Source organism: Yaniella halotolerans DSM 15476 (assembly GCF_000420805.1).
Taxonomy (GTDB): Bacteria; Actinomycetota; Actinomycetes; order Actinomycetales; family Micrococcaceae; genus Yaniella; species Yaniella halotolerans.
This window is the reverse complement of the sequence record NZ_ATVQ01000001.1, coordinates 356,410-374,021: the sequence shown is the minus strand read 5'-3', so window position 1 is coordinate 374,021 and position 17,612 is coordinate 356,410. Positions and strand designations below refer to the sequence as shown.

Annotated in this window: 17 protein-coding genes and 1 tRNA gene; 15 read left to right on the top strand and 3 right to left on the bottom strand. The window is 56.5% G+C overall.

The annotated features are described in order from the left end of the window. The first annotated feature begins 200 nt into the window (after positions 1 to 200). Together G583_RS0101815 and G583_RS13610 are read left to right on the top strand one after the other, a co-directional pair. Positions 201 to 1,334, top strand: coding sequence for a P-loop NTPase family protein (locus G583_RS0101815; protein ID WP_245540558.1), 1,134 nt, complete (start codon positions 201 to 203; stop codon positions 1,332 to 1,334). After that, on the top strand, positions 1,331 to 3,013 hold the full coding sequence (locus G583_RS13610; RefSeq protein ID WP_022869485.1) for an ABC transporter transmembrane domain-containing protein: 1,683 nt from the start codon (positions 1,331 to 1,333) through the stop codon (positions 3,011 to 3,013). The genes G583_RS0101815 and G583_RS13610 overlap by 4 nt, the downstream gene beginning before the upstream one ends. Positions 3,014 to 3,021: 8 nt before the next feature. Here G583_RS13610 and G583_RS0101805 read toward each other — a convergent pair. Continuing rightward, positions 3,022 to 3,092: transfer RNA gene (locus tag G583_RS0101805), tRNA-Gly, on the bottom strand. 138 nt (positions 3,093 to 3,230) lie between these two features. Between G583_RS0101805 and G583_RS0101800 the strand changes: the two genes are divergently transcribed. Together G583_RS0101800 and G583_RS0101795 are read left to right on the top strand one after the other, a co-directional pair. Next, positions 3,231 to 5,276, top strand: coding sequence for an NHL domain-containing thioredoxin family protein (locus tag G583_RS0101800; RefSeq protein WP_022869484.1), 2,046 nt, complete (start codon positions 3,231 to 3,233; stop codon positions 5,274 to 5,276). A gap of 80 nt (positions 5,277 to 5,356) precedes the next feature. Then, positions 5,357 to 5,761: a flavodoxin domain-containing protein gene (locus G583_RS0101795; RefSeq protein ID WP_022869483.1), complete on the top strand. Its 405-nt coding sequence runs from the start codon at positions 5,357 to 5,359 to the stop codon at positions 5,759 to 5,761. Here G583_RS0101795 and G583_RS0101790 read toward each other — a convergent pair whose 3' ends face one another. Both G583_RS0101790 and G583_RS0101785 read right to left on the bottom strand, forming a co-directional pair. After that, positions 5,762 to 6,838, bottom strand: a complete 1,077-nt coding sequence (locus tag G583_RS0101790) for a hypothetical protein (protein WP_022869482.1) — start codon at positions 6,836 to 6,838, stop codon at positions 5,762 to 5,764. It lies immediately after the preceding gene. 31 nt (positions 6,839 to 6,869) lie between these two features. Continuing rightward, positions 6,870 to 7,844: an AEC family transporter gene (locus tag G583_RS0101785; RefSeq protein WP_022869481.1), complete on the bottom strand. Its 975-nt coding sequence runs from the start codon at positions 7,842 to 7,844 to the stop codon at positions 6,870 to 6,872. A 106-nt stretch (positions 7,845 to 7,950) separates the two neighbouring features. On the opposite strand from G583_RS0101785, the gene G583_RS0101780 reads away from it, so the two are divergent. The 11 genes from G583_RS0101780 to mnhG all read left to right on the top strand — a co-directional run bounded on the left by G583_RS0101780 (position 7,951) and on the right by mnhG (position 17,573). Continuing rightward, the gene (locus G583_RS0101780; protein ID WP_022869480.1) at positions 7,951 to 8,157 is read left to right on the top strand and encodes a hypothetical protein; all 207 of its coding nucleotides are present in this window, start codon (positions 7,951 to 7,953) and stop codon (positions 8,155 to 8,157) included. A gap of 282 nt (positions 8,158 to 8,439) precedes the next feature. Beyond that, positions 8,440 to 8,664 (top strand): hypothetical protein, encoded by a 225-nt coding sequence (locus tag G583_RS0101775; protein ID WP_022869479.1) that lies wholly within the window; start codon positions 8,440 to 8,442, stop codon positions 8,662 to 8,664. Between the two features lie 129 nt (positions 8,665 to 8,793). Further along, complete coding sequence (locus tag G583_RS0101770) at positions 8,794 to 9,420, top strand: SDR family NAD(P)-dependent oxidoreductase (RefSeq protein WP_022869478.1); 627 nt, start codon at positions 8,794 to 8,796, stop codon at positions 9,418 to 9,420. A 36-nt stretch (positions 9,421 to 9,456) separates the two neighbouring features. Beyond that, positions 9,457 to 9,822, top strand: coding sequence for a hypothetical protein (locus G583_RS0101765; protein WP_022869477.1), 366 nt, complete (start codon positions 9,457 to 9,459; stop codon positions 9,820 to 9,822). Between the two features lie 71 nt (positions 9,823 to 9,893). Next, the gene (gene dcd / locus G583_RS0101760) at positions 9,894 to 10,475 is read left to right on the top strand and encodes a dCTP deaminase (protein ID WP_022869476.1); all 582 of its coding nucleotides are present in this window, start codon (positions 9,894 to 9,896) and stop codon (positions 10,473 to 10,475) included. A gap of 409 nt (positions 10,476 to 10,884) precedes the next feature. Continuing rightward, complete coding sequence (locus G583_RS13605; protein WP_022869475.1) at positions 10,885 to 14,034, top strand: Na+/H+ antiporter subunit A; 3,150 nt, start codon at positions 10,885 to 10,887, stop codon at positions 14,032 to 14,034. Beyond that, the gene (locus G583_RS0101750) at positions 14,024 to 14,530 is read left to right on the top strand and encodes a Na(+)/H(+) antiporter subunit C (protein WP_022869474.1); all 507 of its coding nucleotides are present in this window, start codon (positions 14,024 to 14,026) and stop codon (positions 14,528 to 14,530) included. Before G583_RS13605 ends, G583_RS0101750 begins: the two co-directional genes overlap by 11 nt. Continuing rightward, positions 14,527 to 16,200, top strand: coding sequence for a Na+/H+ antiporter subunit D (locus G583_RS13600; protein ID WP_022869473.1), 1,674 nt, complete (start codon positions 14,527 to 14,529; stop codon positions 16,198 to 16,200). The genes G583_RS0101750 and G583_RS13600 overlap by 4 nt, the downstream gene beginning before the upstream one ends. After that, a complete protein-coding gene (locus G583_RS13595; RefSeq protein WP_022869472.1) occupies positions 16,193 to 16,870 on the top strand; it encodes a Na+/H+ antiporter subunit E in 678 nt (225 codons plus the stop codon). Before G583_RS13600 ends, G583_RS13595 begins: the two co-directional genes overlap by 8 nt. Then, entirely contained in the window at positions 16,858 to 17,178 is a 321-nt protein-coding gene (locus G583_RS13590) for a monovalent cation/H+ antiporter complex subunit F (protein ID WP_022869471.1), read from the top strand. The genes G583_RS13595 and G583_RS13590 overlap by 13 nt, the downstream gene beginning before the upstream one ends. Beyond that, entirely contained in the window at positions 17,178 to 17,573 is a 396-nt protein-coding gene (gene mnhG / locus G583_RS0101730; RefSeq protein WP_022869470.1) for a monovalent cation/H(+) antiporter subunit G, read from the top strand. Before G583_RS13590 ends, mnhG begins: the two co-directional genes overlap by 1 nt. The last annotated feature ends 39 nt before the right edge of the window (positions 17,574 to 17,612 follow it).

Sequence of the window (17,612 nt, the reverse complement as noted above, 5' to 3'; positions counted from 1 at the left end):
ACCGTTTGAGACCTTGCTGAGAGTTGTCTTCAAAGACAGTGAATTCTGTGTGAACTTTTCGACGGATGGTCGGTTTAGGCCCGTGTAAACATGCCGAACCCCGGGTTTGATGAGAGGCTTCTCATGCAGCCGTCATGAAGACCTCATGTTGGCTTGTTGAACTGGTCTCACCTCAACACGACGGACGAAAGGTCTCCACCATGACTACAGTTTCCCTGACCCCACCACCTACCCAGCAACTCGAATCCATGCCGCTACCGGTAACCCACGCAAGCGTGCCCCACCGGGTACAGGCGTCTTACACCACGCGGTTCGTGGGTGCCGCCATGGATGCACGGCCAGCAGATTTTCATCTGCGTTCCGGAGAAACCGTTGTACCGCGCAGTGGGGACGTCGTCATAGCCCGGGTGACCGAGATCCTGAACCACAAACGCGTCGAAACTCCAGAATCGCGCAAAGCCATTCTGTTTGAGGGCGCCCTGATTATGCTCGCGTATGGCAACCGGTATGCAGCTGATCAGTTCCTCGCCCATGTGCCAGATTCGTTGGAACCCTGCCACCTGGTAGCGGCCGGCGGCATTGCCGGGGTTGTGACCGAATCGCACGAGAAAATGGATGACCCAACGGTGATTGAACCGATCGGCTTGCTGGCCGACCACAACGGCGTCGTCAATATTTCGCAATTTGCCCCGTACCAAACCCCAGGTGAGCTAGACGAAGGACCGGCGGCTGGGGCGGACCAGCGCCGCCCAGAAGTCATCGCTGTGTTGGGCACCGCTATGAACTCTGGAAAATCTACGACGATGGCCTGTCTCATCAACGGGCTGACTCAATCGGGTCGCAGTGTTGGTGCGGGCAAAATTACCGGAACCGGTGCGGGCAATGACCCGATGATTTATCATGACGCCGGTGCCGACCACGTCATGGACTTCACTGACTTCGGGTACCCCACCACCTTCCGCTTGGCCATGCCCCAGCTGCGAGCGCTGACCGTTGGTGTGGTTCAGCAGTTAGCGCAGGCCAATAGTGACGTCGTCGTGGTAGAAATTGCCGACGGCATCTACCAGGAAGAAACCGCTCAGCTGTTGCGTGATGAGCTCTTCCAACAGACCGTTGACCAGGTCGTGTTTGCTGCCTCGGATGCACTCGGTGCACGGGCTGGAGTACAAGAGCTCCAGGCTGCCGGCTTGCGCGTCGCGGTAGCCTCCGGTGTGATGACCTCCTCACCGCTGGCCACCGTGGAAGCTCGCGGTGTGCTCGATAATGTCCCCGTCATTCCAACCTTTGATCTCACACAACCCGAGTGCGCCACGGGCCTGTTGGTGCGTTCATGACAGTTACCGCACAGGCAGCACCCCAACAACGGTTACGCATGCCTAAAGTTTGGCGGGGCCGACGTCGATTCTTGCTGATCGCGCTGTTGGTCCTCGGGGTGGTTCAAGCGGTTTTGGCGCTGACCATGGCCCTGATGGTCGATGGATTGTTATCGGCTGTTCCGTTGACCTCGGGGACACCGTCGGTCCCGGATCCGCCGTGGGCCCTCATGGTGGGACTTGCGGCAGCGGTGCTGGGGATCGGCTTCGCCCGCTGGGTCGAACGCGTGGTGGCCGAAGATCTTGGCCAAGACTACGTGTATGAGCAGCGGCGTCGCCTGATCACGGCGGCACTCCATGACATCGGGAACCGTTCGCTTGGCGTTGTCGTTACGCGTGCGTCCAATGACCTGACGGCGGTACGCAACTGGATCGCACAGGGTTTGGTTCCCATGTTGACGGCGCTGCCGCTCGTTGCTGTGGTACTGGGGACACTGGTGTTTATCAATCTGCCGGTTGCCATTGCCGTGGCTGTGCCGTTGGCTCTCACCGCGGTGCTCATGCCGTTTTTAGCGCAGATTGCACGGCAACGGGCTCGGCGGTTGCGCCGTTTCCGTGGCCGGATGTCGGCGCGGATTGCTGATTCCGTGCAAGCCGGTGAATCGATTCGTGTCGCGGGGGCGGTTCGGCGCGAACTCAACGCCGTCGACCGAGACTCCTCGAAAGTCGTCAACGCAGCGGTTGAACGCGCCCGGATTACCGGGCTCATCCGGGCGCTGACCGTAACGGCGGCCAGCCTGTGTACCGCAGCCGTTGTCTATCTCGCGGTTTTGGGCATTATTGATGTGGCCGGGGTGGCTTCCATCATGACGCTCCTGGGGGTGATGGCCACCCCCATGGGCGATCTAGGACGCGTTGTCGAATACCGGCAAAATTACCGTGCTGCACTACGTATTTTGGCGCCTATTTTCAACTCGGCCACGCAGCTGAAGCGTGCGGTTCGGAGCAAGGAAAGAGCTTGGCAAGATGCCCAGACCGATAGTCCAGAGCCCAGTGATATGGCCTTGGTGGTTGAGGAACTCAACGTCGATCACGTGGCAGTCCCGGCACTACATGCCAAACCAGGGGAGCGTATTCTGCTTGATTCCACGGATCCCAACCGGGTCTATGCGGTCCTAAAGACGGTGCTGCTGGATGGGCTCAATCCGCTCGAGACGCATCCCGAGCACGAGCCAGCGGTACTGGTGTCAGGCTATGAGTACAACGCAGCTCCGGCGGCCCTGCGTCGCGAATTGGTCGGCATGGCCTCGGACCGTCTGCCCTTAGAGCGCGGTTCTGTGCAGCGGCTGGCGTCCTACCGATTGCCGAAAACTTCTACCGATGAGGTCCGTTGGATGTTGCACCGCGTGGGATTGACCGCACAGCTTGTGGCCCATCCCAAAGGTGTCAAAGCTCTGTTAAAAAATGATGGTGAACCCTGGTCTCGCTCCGATGTCGCGCGGCTCAAAATTGCCCGGGCCCTGTTGGGAAGCCCACCGCTGGTGGTTCTGGAGAATATTGACACCGCACTGGACGAGCAAGGACTGGTCATGTTGCGGAAATTGCTCGACGAGTATCCGGGAACAGTCCTGTTTTCCTCATCGGTGCCGCAGCGAGTTTTCGCTGAAGCTGACATGCGGCGTTGGCCGCTGGACGGCTAGGTGATCAGAGCGGGTGACGGGAATCGAACCCGCGTATCTTGCTTGGGAAGCAAGCGCTCTACCATTGAGCTACACCCGCGTACCTGACATAGCTTAACACCTCTTGGAGCCCACGTGGGGATTTCGTGTCCATCGTGCGATTTGCCCACGGTGAAACGGACGACGCTATGTGACGCATTGGATTGCGTTGTCCCGCGGATAGGGGAGAATATAAGGCATGACTTCGGCACCATCGACTCCACGTATCCGCGCCTCTGAACTGGTTGGCGAAACCTGGTTCAACGTTGGCGATCAAGACCTGAGCCTCAAAGATCTTCGCGGCAAGATCGTGGTCCTCGACTTCTGGGCATTTTGCTGTGTGAACTGCCTCCACGTCTTGGACGAACTTCGCCCGCTGGAAGAACAGTATGCTGACGTGCTCGTGACCGTCGGTGTGCACTCGCCAAAATTCGATTACGAAGCGGAAACCTCCGCGGTTGCTGCAGCCATTGAACGCTACGATATCGCGCATCCGGTGCTGAACGATCCCGCGTTGACCACCTGGCAGGCGTATACCGCCAGGGCTTGGCCGACCTTGGTCGTGGTCGACCCTGAAGGCTATGTCGTGGCACACCTGACCGGTGAAGGGCACGTCTCCGGCCTCTATTCCCTCATTGATCAGCTGGTTGAAGAACACGATGCAAAAGGCACACTGCACCGGGGCGAAGGCCCATACGTGGCACCGGAACCGGTAGCCCGCGATCTAAAATTCCCGGCAAAAGCCATTGCCCTGGGTTCACGCGGAAGCCAAGAAGGTACCTTCCTGGTCGCAGATACCGGACACCACCGTCTGGTGGAAGTCGCTGACGATCTCGAAACCGTTTTACAAACCATCGGTGGCAACGGTACCGGTGTCGCAATCTCTGCTGAGGCTGCCAAAGCCGACCCGGACAGCATCTCGGTGCGCGGCTATGCAGATGGCGGTCGCGACGATGCGCTGTTCAATGAACCCCATGGTTTGGCGCTGCTGCCGGATACGATTGCCGCCGAGGTCGGGTACGACCTTCTGGTCGCCGATGCGGTGAACCACCGTCTGCGCGCTGTGAATCTGACCACCGGCGAGGTATCAACGGTTGCCGGTAACGGCGTGCAGCGCCTGATCGATTCTGAACGCGTGCAAGACGAGGCCGGGCAATCCGGTGAAGTTGAGCTCACCCCCTTCGAAGTAGGCGCACTCGAGACCTCCTTGTCCACCCCCTGGGATGTGCAGTACTCTACGGCCGAAGAAACCGCGATTCTTGCCATGGCGGGTACCCACCAGTTGTTCTCTTACCATCCGGTGACCAAGGAGTTGGCCGTCTATGCCGGCACTGCTTTGGAAGGACTGGTGGACGGAGCTGCTGATGAAGCATGGTTTGCCCAGTCCTCGGGTCTATCGTTCGATGCGCAGGACACCCTGTGGGTAGCCGACGCCGAAACCTCTGCCATCCGTTATGTCGTGCCCTCGACCAAAACCGACTCGAAGAAGCCCGAGGTTGGAACGGTCATCGGTACCGGCCTATTCGACTTTGGATTCCGTGACGGGACGCCGGAAGATGCTCGTCTACAGCACCCTCTCGGCGTCACCAACTTGCCTGATGGTTCGGTGCTGATTGCCGATACTTATAACCATGCGATTCGACGCTGGGCTCCGCAAACCATCAACCCTGACGGCACCACTAAACCCGCCGAAGTCACCACGGTGGCACGGGATCTTGAAGAGCCCTCCGACATTCTGGTGGAAACTGACGCTGCCGGAAACGCCGTTTCGATCGTTGTGGTGGAAACCAACGCCCACCAGCTCGTCCGGATTAGCGTGCCCGAGAAATTCCTGCACGTGGATGAAGGCGCCAAACAGGCCCAGCGTCCAGCAACGAAACTGGTATCCGGCGACGTACCCCTCAATATTTCGTTTTCCGCGCCGAAAGGTCAGAAACTGGACGAACGCTGGGGCGACCCAACGCAGCTGACGATTTCCTCGACTCCGGAAAATCTGCTGTTGGAAGGTGAAGGACGCGAAACCGGGCTGACCCGTCAACTGAAACTCAACCCTGAGGTTTCCGAAGGTGTCTTGCACGTGACCGCACGCGCCGCAGCCTGTGACGGTGAAGAGGGCCAGCCCATTCCGGATTCGGCTGCCTGCCACCTCTACCAACAAGACTGGGGCATCCCGGTCACCATCCACGCCGATACATCCGATGGCGCTCACGCCACCCTGGATCTTGATCTGCGCGGTATTCACTAAACCAGACCTCAACACCGAGGGCCGATCGGGATAGACTGATACGCAAGAACGTGTCGTCTATCCTGATCGGATGATTGTTTATGGCCACCCTCATTGCGCACAGTAACGAAGCTGATACGGCAGCTTTTGCCCAGCACCTTGCAGACAAACTGGGGGAGCAGCGCGGGGTGACCACCGCAGTGACATCGCTATCGCGAGCCACTCGCTATGTTGATACGGTCGACGCCGTCGTCGTGGTCGCACCAGCCAAGGACTCGAACTTTCATCGCGAGGCGCGGGTCTTTATGGCATCCCACCATGCAGAATTGACCAATAAGTCATTATTCATTGCGGGCCTTGGGACCAGTCCACAGCTGACGAAGTATCAGTTACAGGCCATGGATGCTTTCGGACCGCGTGACACCGCCTACTTTCGTACCGATGCACTCGATGAGTCAGCCGTTTCAAGTTGGGTCAACACGATTAACACCCGCGGTGCAGCGTAGTTATTGCCACTCTGGCCTGACACGTAGATTCTCCGGTGTCAGCTCCAACTCTGCAGACATTTCAAAAACTTCTTCGTAGTCTGTTGCCGCCTGCTGACCAGAGCCGATATCGATTTCCTGTGCGGACAGCTCTGCGGTCGCCATGATCCGATCGATAGCAGGCTCCGAGCCGTCCCAGGAGTACTGAACTTCGGGCATACCGATGGACCATGAGACCGTCTCGGGTACCACACGGTTCGTTGTTTCATAACCGAAGGGGCAGCCAGCTGGTTTCAGCACGGTTTGACTCGTACAACGTTCGAGCTGCTGTTGGACTTGGTGATGGATCGCCTCATCCACTGCTGGGGTCAGGTCAACCTGAAATGCCAGTTCACTGGTCGCACCTGCCCCTAGGAGGTCGGTGACCGCATGGGTTGCAGGTTCGGCGGCCTCGAGATACGTCCCCTGGTATTCCAGTTCAATGATCGACGGTGCAAACGCGGCGATAACTGCCGGTTCGCCGTCTGCTGCCAGCAATGGTGTGGGGTGTTCGTATAGGTGGGCGACGGGTTCATCTGCCTTGGAGTTCTCTGGCATCCGTGACGGCGCGAGTACTATCTGTTGCAGCGGCGTCGGATGCATCTCCCACTGATCAAAAAATAGCCAGGACGTTCCGGGTTTATCCACGACCACACTGGTTGCTCGAGACTGGTCGTCGGCGTCCTGATATCGAATTTCCACGACCTGCTGGGTTAGCTCCTCGTCCTGGAAACTCTCGGGTACTTCATCGTCGACGGCCACGATTTCCGCATCTTCTAATGGCGCAGCGGATGCCGCGAGAGGTTCACCATCGAGGAGTACCGTGGAGATATCTTCCGGTGCGTCGTCGGCCAGATAACCGGCAGAAATGGCCATGGCGGTAGCACCTTCACCAGCTGTAAGCGCAGCAACATAATCTTCGACCGGGGCCTCTGCGTTATACAACGTCGCGTTCAGGACTGCGATAACCGTCGCGGCAAGTACCAAGAGTCCCGCGGCGATGATTCCCCAGAAACCCGGCCGCTGAAAAACCGGCCGTTTTGAGCGTGGTTTGGACACCGTTGTTTCCTTCGTCTGTGTGGCTATGGTTCTAAGCTAGCAGACCTGCAACGGCGATCATTGCGGGGATGGCAAGAATTGTTGTGACGAATACGGTGTCTCTGGCAACTATCAAACCGGTATTGTAGCGAGATGCCGAGACGAAGACGTTTTGAGCGGTAGGCAACGAGGCCAGCACCGTTGCGACCAAGATCCCCTCGGCATCTAACTGGAAGACGTACGCTGCCAGGAACCATGCGGCAAGCGGATGAATGAGCAACTTGACGGCCGAGGCCAGTACGGTGTCACGGCGTCGTCCCTGCCTCTTATCCAATGGTCGGGAGCCCACCAGTGAAATCCCAAAGGCCATGAGCATTGATGGAATCGCGGCCCCTGCAATGAGGTCGATCGATTCGTCTAATGGTTCCCACAGCTGCCACTCGGTAATGGAGAAGACGAGCCCAAAGGCTGAACCAATAATCAGCGGGTTCCGCAGGACCGTGGCGATAATCCTTCCCAGGCTGCGCCAGAACCCAGCTCGGACCACTTTGGTATCCGAGAGTCCCTGCTGTGCCTCTTGTGCCGTTTGACTGTCCAGAATAAAGACGTAGATTGGCGTATAGAAAGCCAACTGAAACAAAATAACAGGTGCCGCGTAGCTGGCATCACCGAGCACATATGCAGCGATGGGCAAACCAAGGTTTGCGGAGTTCATCAAGGAAGCAGATAGCGCGGCAATCATTCGCTCAGAACCTTTGCGCTGGGCTTGGACGAAGCGCGCAATCAACAGATAACACGCTGCGGCCAGACCAGCCGAGATCGTAGCAATCCAGAGCTGCGGTCCAAGCACGAGGAAGACATCACTGCTTGACAAGGTATTGAACAGTAGCGCCGGTGACGCCACGAAGAATGCCACCCGTGACAGGACTGGTTGAGCGTTTGGGCCCAGTACGCCAGTTCTGCCAACCCCATATCCAACCGCGATGATGAGCCAGATGATGAAGAAACCTGACAGTACTTGTGCCACTGGTACCTTTCTGTGATTGGTTCACACTGCATGATGCGTATCGATCTGAGATTAGCCTGAACTAGGCGTGAACGACACGCATCCCAGACACCAAGGCGAGGAACCGATGGCTGAGCAACGAGACACGCGAACCAGAATATGGTGGCTGTCTGGAACATTGGCCATTCTAGGCGTAGCCATTGCACTCTGCGCGGCGATGGAGTTCTTTACCGCGACCCTCATTGTCGTAGGTTTAGCTGTCGTCGTGACGATTCGGCTCGGGATGGTGCTTTCGCAAGCAGATCAACACGCCCGCAAGACAGACAAAAGTTAGCTTGGAGTGAAATTCAGCCAGCCGTTTTGCTGCGCTTATCTATGGTTTGCTAACCATGCACTGACCTCGTTGGTGCAAGATGCGCGTCATTGCGTAATTCAGGCCACAAAAACCGCATGATTCTGCGAATCCTTAGCCCATCTTAACTAATTAGCACATGCCCTATGTTCGCTAATTTGGCTAGCCCAAGTTGCCTAGATCCTGCTGAGCGATCGCGTTATATTATGAACAGTTCAAAAAACTTCTTGAACGTTACAACCGAATCACCAGGAGGGAACAGCTGTGGTAAACATCCAGAATAACAACGCAGTTATTGGCGCACTGGTCGCTGTCGTCGCCGTCCTGTCTGCGCTGGTTGTCGTTGCATCTGTTACTCAGATGTACGCACTCACCGTCGGACTCATCGTTGCGCAACTCGTTAGCCTCGGAGTCATCGGCTACATCACTTCGAAGGCACGCGAACAGCGCCATGAACTGTTTTGTGCAAGTTTGACCGTAAGCAAATAGCCCGGTCCACGATCAAGGCGTGGTAACCCACGTAAAATTCAAAAATTCGGCCCCTGGTACTGATGTTCTGTACCAGGGGCTTGGTATTCTTGTAGGTAAGCCACGCAATGGTCTACCGAAAGGTTGCTCATGTCTGACAAACCTCAAGAAGCCCTCATTGTTCTCGGTGGCACGGGAAATCTCGGACAACAAGTCCTTCCGATCCTGGCTGAAGCCGGTTATCACCTCGTGGTGTTCAGCCGGCGCGAAGTATCAGGTGCACCATTTGATGACCCTCGGGTCACGGTTGCCCAAGGTTCACTCGATGATCCTGAATTTATAGACTCCATGGTTGCTACTGCGCTGCAGTACGCTCAGAAGTTGCGTGGTGCGCTCTTCCTCAACGGTGGATTCGGGATGGATAATGGTATCGGCGCAGACGGTTTCACTGAAGAACTTCAGAAACAGCTAGAGATGAACGTGTATCCCACCACCAAAGCGCTTTCGCGTATTCTGCCGCACTGGGCGGCAAACGGCGGTGGTCGCATTGTCCTGACTTCGGCGACAGTCGTGGATAAACGCTTCGCTAAGGGTGGGGCGTATGCGACGTCGAAAATGGTGGTTGATAGCCTCGCTCGACAAATTCAACGCGAATACGATCCGGCGGTCGTCGACGTTCATGTTCTCCGCCCGAAATTTATCGGCGACAAGCCGGGGCAAGATGCTCCGGAAGATCTCGCCCAAGAAATGTTGGAGGAGCTTCAACGCAGTATCTAAGCTGCAAACACTCGCTCCGCCTTCAGGAAGGCAGCTATGGCAAGGTCGCTTACGAAATCAGAGCATCAGTTGATCAGTGCCATGATCACAAGCGCTAAAGCGGCAGATCCAAGCCGATTTGAAGCGCAAGAGGTCTGGTATCAGTGGCGACAAGAACTGCTTGGTACCTTGGATCGGATCACGGTTGGGTCGCCATGTGAGTGCAGTAAATGCCCCTCGGTCCAGCTCCTCATCGATGGTCAAGCTGTTCCTGCCGGCACTGCGCAGGTTATTCTTCAAGCCTTCATCTCAGAGGGTATCGTCATGTTGTTTATTGACGACGATATACCGTCGTATCTAGAAATTGCACCGAACCCCGATGTTGAGCTCGAACTGCCAACGCAAGATGCTCTCATTTTCTGACGCGTGCGGGTGTTACGTCAGATCCATGCCATAAACGTTTTCTGCACAGTTTCGTGAGATAGCGTTAGGGTGTGCTTTTATCAGACCGGGATATCAAAGAATCGTTGGAATCTGGGCGGATCGGCTTGGATCCGTTAGACATCGCCATGGTGCAGCCAGCAAGTGTCGATGTTCGGTTGGATCGTTTCTTCCGCCTATTCGACAATCACAACTACCCGTTTATTGACCCCTCCCAGGATCAATCAGGGCTGACCAGAATGGTTGATGTCGAACCAGATCAGCCATTCATCCTGCACCCGGGCGAGTTTGTGCTTGGCTCCACGTATGAGCAGGTCACCCTCGCCGATGACGTTGCAGCCCGGCTGGAAGGAAAGTCGTCGCTTGGCCGTCTTGGGTTGCTGACGCATTCAACCGCGGGCTTCATTGACCCAGGCTTCTCGGGACACGTGACCTTGGAGCTGTCCAACATGTCGACGTTGCCCATCAAATTATGGCCGGGATCGAAAATTGGGCAGATGGCATTCTTTACATTAACCTCGCCCTCCGAGCACCCATACGGCACAGGACCGAACCTCAATCGGTATCAGAACCAGCGCGGTCCAACGGCCTCGAAATCACACCTCAACTTCCACCGGTCCACCATCGACCGCTGATTCTCTTGGCGTTGCGCTGATAACAGAATTGCTGTTGACGCGGTACGCTAACCACTCCTATAAGGCTCGTATGGCGCCCCTGAAATGGGACGATAGCCCCGTGCTGGTGGCGCGGCTATATTCGAGCACCCGCGAAATAACGCGGAATGAGTCGCGTCTGTGCGCAAGGTATTTGTCATAGCCGTACAGGGAATCATCAGCAGACGCTCGGTCAACCTCCAGTAACAGATGAATAATTATTGCGTTGTTCGTCATCAGGGAATCTCAACCCATATGTCACTAAACCTAAAGAAACCTGGTCTAAGCGTTACTGGCGGCATCAAGTCATGCTTGCCTCGTTGTGAAGGATCGTGCTGCCACTATGTAAGGTTAAGCAGGTGACCGTCCCCTAGACCTCACGGAGGCAACCTTGCTGATTGTGCTGCTTGCACTGTTTTTGGTTGCACTCGTTGCCCCCCTGATTATTCACAAATCGGGTCGTCAAGGCTTCCTCATCCTCGCCGCGGTACCGACAGCCGGCTTTATTTGGGTGGCCACCCAAATACCCAAAGTCCTTGCCTCTGAAGAACTTCTTGCATCAGGCGCTGCTGCAGATAATCAGGGCGCCACCCTTGTGCAAACCTGGGAATGGATTCCCCAGCTCGGAATACAACTGTCTTTCCGACTCGATACCTTGAGTGCCTTCCTGAGCCTTATTGTTTTGGGCGTCGGTGCAGCTGTGCTGGTGTATTGTGCCCGTTACTTCCTCGCCAATGAGCCACGGCTTGGTACATTCGGCGCGCAATTCTTGGCATTTGCTGGTGCCATGTTTGGCTTGGTCATTACTGACGACCTCATGGTGCTCTTCATTTTCTGGGAGATCACCTCGATTCTGTCCTTCTTGATGATTGGTTATCAGGCGCACCGAATCTTTTCCAGGCGTTCAGCCATAACTGCTCTGATCGTGACCACATTCGGCGGTCTAGGCATGCTCGTAGGCCTGGTGATGGTCGGTTATGCCGCCGGTACATATCGTGTTTCGGAAGTGATTGCTCAGGGTGCCGAACTGCTGTCAGGAGACTTTGCTGGCGCCTACCTGACGTGGGCCATCGGACTGATCCTGCTTGGAGCAATCACAAAATCCGCTCAGGTACCCTTCCACTTCTGGTTGCCTGCTGCAATGGCAGCACCGACTCCGGTCTCGGCCTATTTGCACGCTGCAGCCATGGTTAAAGCCGGTATCTATTTGGTCGCGCGTTTCGCTCCTGCTTTTGCCGGCGAGACAATTTGGCACATTCTGGTCTTAGGCGTCGGTATGTGGACGATGCTGGTCGGCGGCTGGCGTGCACTGCGGCAAACCGATATCAAACTCATTTTGGCCTATGGCACGGTCTCACAACTTGGCTTTTTGATGATTGCCAATGGCTTCGGCACGGTCAACGGCGCAATTGCCGGCCTCGCCATGTTGCTGGCCCACGCCCTCTTCAAGGCACCGCTGTTTATGGTGGTCGGCGCAATCGACAAGATCACCGGTACTCGCGACCTCAACAAACTATCGGGGCTTCGAACATCCCACCCGACGCTATTCTGGGTCGCAGCAATCTCGTCAGTCTCCATGGCAGGCGTGCCCCCACTATTCGGGTTCGTTGGCAAGGAAACCGTGCTGCAGGCAGCCATGGATTGGGGCCTGTGGCGCAGCGACGCCCACACCTCGGGCGCGATTGGTGGGGAACCCAGTTTCTGGGGTGCCGTCTGGAGCTGGGCGCCGCTGATTGTTGTCGTCTTAGGATCAATTCTCACCGTTGCCTACTCAGCTCGTTTTATGTGGGCGTCCTTCGGGAAAAAGAAGTCCCAAACCCCAGTCGGCGTGGTTCCGCGCCCGCAGACGCCAGCGCTGCGCGGTTTCGGTCGTGTCGGTTTGTTCCCTGCAGCGCTGTTGGCAGCAGCCAGCATTATCGCCGGGCTCGCTCCAGGTTGGGTCGGTGCGCTGCCTTACGCCTTCGGGCAGACCTTTAGTCCTGTTGGTGGGGAAGAAGCAGCACCACTGGCTCTCTGGCATGGGTTTACCCTCGCCTTAGGCTTATCGGCCCTAATTATTTTCATTGGGCTCTTGCTGTTCATCGCGCGAGTTCGCATCACCAAAGCACAAGAGAGCGTACCCACATGGATTGACGCAGCTCGGCTGTACCGTTTGGTGATGGCCAAGCTGGACGATGTTGCGGTGTGGATCACCGGTCGTACCCAACGCGGTGACCTATCCTTCTACCTGTACATCATCCTGGCAATCACAGTGGCCGCGCCAATTTCGGTCATGCTCTTTCCATCGAACGTCGACGGCTCCACCATATCGCTCCCAAATGCGGCGTTCTTTGGTGACTGGATGTTGACGGGCCACCCGATTTACCTCGTTGCTGCGACCGTCATGATCGTTTCAGCCATCGCAGCAATCCGAGCCAAACGTCGCTTCTGGGCGGTACTGCTCGTCTCGACCACTGGCTACGGTCTGGCAGCAATCTTTGCCTTCCAAGGCTCACCCGACCTCGCACTGACTCAAGTCTTAGTCGAGTCCGTGTTGACCGTGGCCATGGTACTCGGACTACGCGTGCTGCCTCCGGAGATCCCGAAGGCCCAAGAGAAGCACGACAATCAGTGGGCGCGCGCTCTGCTCGCCATCAGTTTTGGCTTCACCATGATGTGGGTTGCCGCCACAGCCATGGCATCGCGCGTTGCCGACCCAATCTCTCTGGCCATGCCGGACCTCTCCTACAACGAGGGTGGCGGGACCAACATCGTCAACGTCACACTGGTCGATATGCGTGCCTGGGATACGTTCGGCGAGATCACCGTACTAGCCGCGGTCGCCACCGGTGTGGCATCGCTGGTCTTTATTGCAGAACGCGAGAGTAAACGGCGCAGCATCACCGATGTTGCCACCGGCTCGGTTGGCCACTACAACATTGCTGACTCTGCGATGAATGATTCTGAAGTAAAAAGCTTTGCCAACTTCTTCAAAGTTCGGCGCCAACCATGGATCGTTGCCGGAGCCACCATGGCCCCGGAACGTCGATCGATTATTTTCGAAGTCATTACGCGTCTGGTTTTCCACGCGATCATCATAGTGTCGCTCTACCTGTTGATTGCCGGTCACAACTTACCCGGCGGAGGCTTCGCAGGTGGGCTCCTGGCTGGTATCGCATTTGCGATCCGCTATCTGGCGGGCGGTCGTTACGAACTCGAGCAGTCGTTTAGGGCACCTGCCGGAGTCATCTTGGGCTCCGGACTCGCGGTGGCTGCCATTGCGGGGTTGGTCCCGCTGTTCTTTGGCGGTGAAGTCTTCCAGGCCTATGACGTCGAAGTGCTGTTACCGTTCTTTGGCTATGTGCACTTTGCTTCAGCCGTGGTCTTTGACGTTGGCGTGTACTTGGTTGTTATCGGATTAATTCTTGACGTTCTGCGTTCTCTGGGCTCTGAAATTGATGCTCGATACGAAGTTGAAACCCGGGACCGTACTGAAGCTGAGCAGCGTATGACAGCAGCCCGTGCAAGTGCCATGACGCCAGGAGGTCACCGTGACGATTGATGCCGTGCTCTTGCTCATCATGGGCGTAATGTTTGCCGCCGCAGTCTATCTGCTGATGGACCGTACACTGACGCGCATCATGTTCGGACTCATGCTCTTCACCAACGGAGTCAACCTGTTGATCGTCATCATGGCTGGCCCGGCAGGGTTCCCTCCGATTGTCACCGACGGGGTAGCAGACGATGAGTACTTCGATCCGCTGCCGCAGGCTTTGACGCTGACATCGATCGTGATTAGTTTTGCGATCACCGCTTTCTTGCTAGCCCTGATCTACCGGTCCTGGGTTTTGGCTCGTCGCGATGAAGTCCAGGTCGATATTGAAGATATCCAGGTTGCGGAACAGCCTGCCTACGATGCCGAGGACGACGCCGAGCTGACTGACGAGGAATCGGAATTCCTCGAAGATCACGAGGACCCCAATATTGACTATGAACTAACGACACAAGACGATCCCACGGTTCGGCCACACGATCCGAAAGAAGGTGACCGCCGATGAGTGATTTCTCAGTCGTGTCGCTGGCGCCCTTGTCGGTGCTGCTGCCCATTCTAGGGGCGGCCATTGCGTTCACTCTCGTGCGCCGTCCCATGAGTCAGATTGTGGTCACCCTGGCCACGATGGTCATCACCATGGCCCTGGAAATCTGGATGTTGGTGGATGTCTGGATCAACGGGGGAGCGGAAGCCGTCTTATTGGGCGGTTGGGAAGCTCCCATCGCGATCTCGCTCGTCGTTGACCGATTCTCAGCGATTATGCTGGTCGTTTCTTCTATCGTCGTGCTGTCGGTTCTGCTCTTTGCTTCCGCGCAGGGTCTCGGTGACGATGAGGCACCGCAACAGCCGGTCTCCATTTTCCATCCCACGTTCTTGATTCTTACTGCAGGCGTTTCCAACGCATTTCTAGCTGGCGACCTGTTTAACCTCTACGTCGGTTTCGAAATCTTGCTCACGGCGTCCTACGTGCTCCTCACCATCGGCGGGACGGGACCGCGCGTACGTGCAGGTGTCACGTATGTGGTGGTCTCGGTTGTCTCTTCCGTCATCTTCCTGGTGGCCATCGCGATGATCTATGGCGCCACCGGTACCGTGAATATGGCCGATGTGGCCATGAAGCTCGGTGAGCTTGATCCGGATCTCCAACAGCTGCTCCATCTCATGCTCCTGGTTGGTTTTGGTATCAAGGCGGCGGTATTCCCGTTGTCCTTCTGGCTACCGGACTCCTACCCGACAGCACCAGCACCGGTTACAGCGGTCTTCGCCGGGCTGCTAACCAAAGTTGGCGTTTATGCGATCGTCCGGACCGAAACGTTGTTGTTCCCGGGCGATAGAGTCAACACGTTGTTATTGGTGATCTCCGGGTTGACGATGCTCGTCGGGATCTTGGGTGCCCTCGTCCAGTTCGATATCAAACGTGTGCTGTCATTTACTCTTGTATCGCACATCGGCTACATGATTTTTGGCGTCAGCGTTGCGAACCAGATTGGTCTCACGGCCACTGTCTTCTATGTGGTCCATCACATTACTATTCAGACTGCATTGTTCTTGGTGACCGGGCTCATTGAATATCGCACCGGTACAGCAAACATTGATCGTCTCGGGTCGATGGCCAAAATTTCGCCCCTGGTGGCGGTGCTCTTCCTTATTCCCGCGCTCAACCTCGGCGGGATCCCGCCGTTCTCCGGGTTCCTGGGGAAAGTGGGGCTCATTGAAGGCGGCGTCGTGAATGGCACTCCATTGGCATGGGTCATGGTGGCCGCTTCCGTGGCCACCTCATTGCTCACGCTGATTGTCATGATGCGAATCTGGACACGCGTGTTCTGGCGGCCAATCGAAGACTCTGAAGACCCTGCGATGCGCGGTATGGAAGAAGCCAAACGGGCTGAGGCAAATGCCAAACCGTTGCGCACCGATTCCCGCGGTCTTGTCGTACCAACCATCGGATTGGTGACGGTCGGTGTTGCTCTGACGTTTGTGGCCGGACCGCTCTTTGACTTCGCGGATGAAGCCGCTAACGATATGATTCATCGCACCCCGTATATTGAAGCTGTCCTCGGGGAGGAAGCTGCTCAGCAAGCCCAACTCGAGGCAGACGTCTTAGAAGACTGGGGCATATCCGGATCCGATGGAGCCGGAACCCAACAAGGTTCGGAAGGAGGCCCGGTTGACTAGCGATTCAGAACATCACACAACCGATTCTGAGAACAAACCTTCCGCGATCGAAGACCGAAGGTCACGGTTATCACAGTGGCCGATGATCGTGGGGCTCACGTTTCTCTGGGTGGCACTGTGGCAAGATTTCACACCCGGAACCATTGTGCTGGGTCTCGTGTTCAGCCTGATCGTCATGCTGAGCTTCCCACTGCCGCCGGTTCCATTTGCCGACCGGATCAATGTGTTCCACAGTTTCACATTTATTGTGTACTTCTTATGGAAAATCACGGTGGCAACCTGGCAAGTAGCATCCAAATCGATCTCACCGGGCCCCAATGTGATCAACTCCGTGGTTGCCGTCAAACTTCGGACCCAGGACGACTTGCTGATGACCCTCATCGGTCACGTCTACGCGCTGATCCCAGGGTCGTTGGTTATCGACGTCGATCGACCGTCGTCCACACTGTTCTTGCACGTCATCGATGTCCCCGACGAGCAGGCTGCTGAAGCATTTCGGGTCGATTCACTCGATATTGAAGCCCGTATGATTCGTGGGTTCGGTTCCAAACGCGACTACAAGTTGGTGCAGGCAGAAGACCGCGCAAAGGACGGCGTCGTCCTCCGGCACACCGAACTGGAAGCGAATGACGACCCGGTAGCAACGGAGGGGGAATCATGGACGTCTTAGAACTTGCAGGCTGGATCAGCCTGGTTTTTTTGATCTTCGGTGCACTGGGCGCGCTCTACCGGATTGTTTTTGGCCCCGCCTTGCTCGACCGTGCGATTGCCGTCGATGTGTTGCTCATCGTCTTATCTTCTGGGCTCACCGTCTGGATGGCAATCCACGAATCCGTGCACTTCATCATGCTGGTGCTGGTCGCATCGTTGATTGGTTTTATCTCGTCAACGACGTTGGCTCGGTTCACCGTTGAAGGCGCGCAAGCTAACCACACGGAGCCGGAACCGAAACAAGGACCGATGGGAGATGGTGGCTGATGAGCATCACTTTTGACTCGTGGTTGGACCTCGTTGCGGCCTTCCTGCTGGTTTTCGGCACATCATTATCCGCGGTGGCCGGTCTGGGTCTACTGCGTTTTCCCGATGTGCTCTCCCGGATGCACGCTGCAACGAAGCCTCAGGTCCTGGGTCTGCTGCTTGCCCTAGCAGGGTTGGGGTTGGCCGTTGGTAGTTGGGTCGTGGTTCCGGTCTTGCTCGTTGCCTGGCTCATGCAGCTGATCACCGCCCCCGTCTCTGCGCACATGGTCGGTCGGGCAACGTATCGTTCGCATCACTTGAACCCGAAACGCATTGCCGTAGACGACCTCGCCAAGGTCGTCAGAGAACAAGACCGCCGGGAAGCTGAAAAGGACCGTAACCCGCCAGTAGGCTAGACCCTCGTGAGAGCAGCTACCTGTCGAGTAGAGAAGGAT

Bases quoted from the DNA above. Each gene is read 5' to 3' on its own strand.
- G583_RS0101815 (WP_245540558.1), top strand. From the start codon at position 201: ATGACTACAGTTTCCCTGACCCCACCACCTACCCAGCAACTCGAATCC.
- G583_RS13610 (WP_022869485.1), top strand. From the start codon at position 1,331: ATGACAGTTACCGCACAGGCAGCACCCCAACAACGGTTACGCATGCCT.
- G583_RS0101800 (WP_022869484.1), top strand. From the start codon at position 3,231: ATGACTTCGGCACCATCGACTCCACGTATCCGCGCCTCTGAACTGGTT.
- G583_RS0101795 (WP_022869483.1), top strand. From the start codon at position 5,357: ATGGCCACCCTCATTGCGCACAGTAACGAAGCTGATACGGCAGCTTTT.
- G583_RS0101780 (WP_022869480.1), top strand. From the start codon at position 7,951: ATGGCTGAGCAACGAGACACGCGAACCAGAATATGGTGGCTGTCTGGA.
- G583_RS0101770 (WP_022869478.1), top strand. From the start codon at position 8,794: ATGTCTGACAAACCTCAAGAAGCCCTCATTGTTCTCGGTGGCACGGGA.
- G583_RS0101765 (WP_022869477.1), top strand. From the start codon at position 9,457: ATGGCAAGGTCGCTTACGAAATCAGAGCATCAGTTGATCAGTGCCATG.
- G583_RS13600 (WP_022869473.1), top strand. From the start codon at position 14,527: ATGAGTGATTTCTCAGTCGTGTCGCTGGCGCCCTTGTCGGTGCTGCTG.
- G583_RS13590 (WP_022869471.1), top strand. From the start codon at position 16,858: ATGGACGTCTTAGAACTTGCAGGCTGGATCAGCCTGGTTTTTTTGATC.
- mnhG (WP_022869470.1), top strand. From the start codon at position 17,178: ATGAGCATCACTTTTGACTCGTGGTTGGACCTCGTTGCGGCCTTCCTG.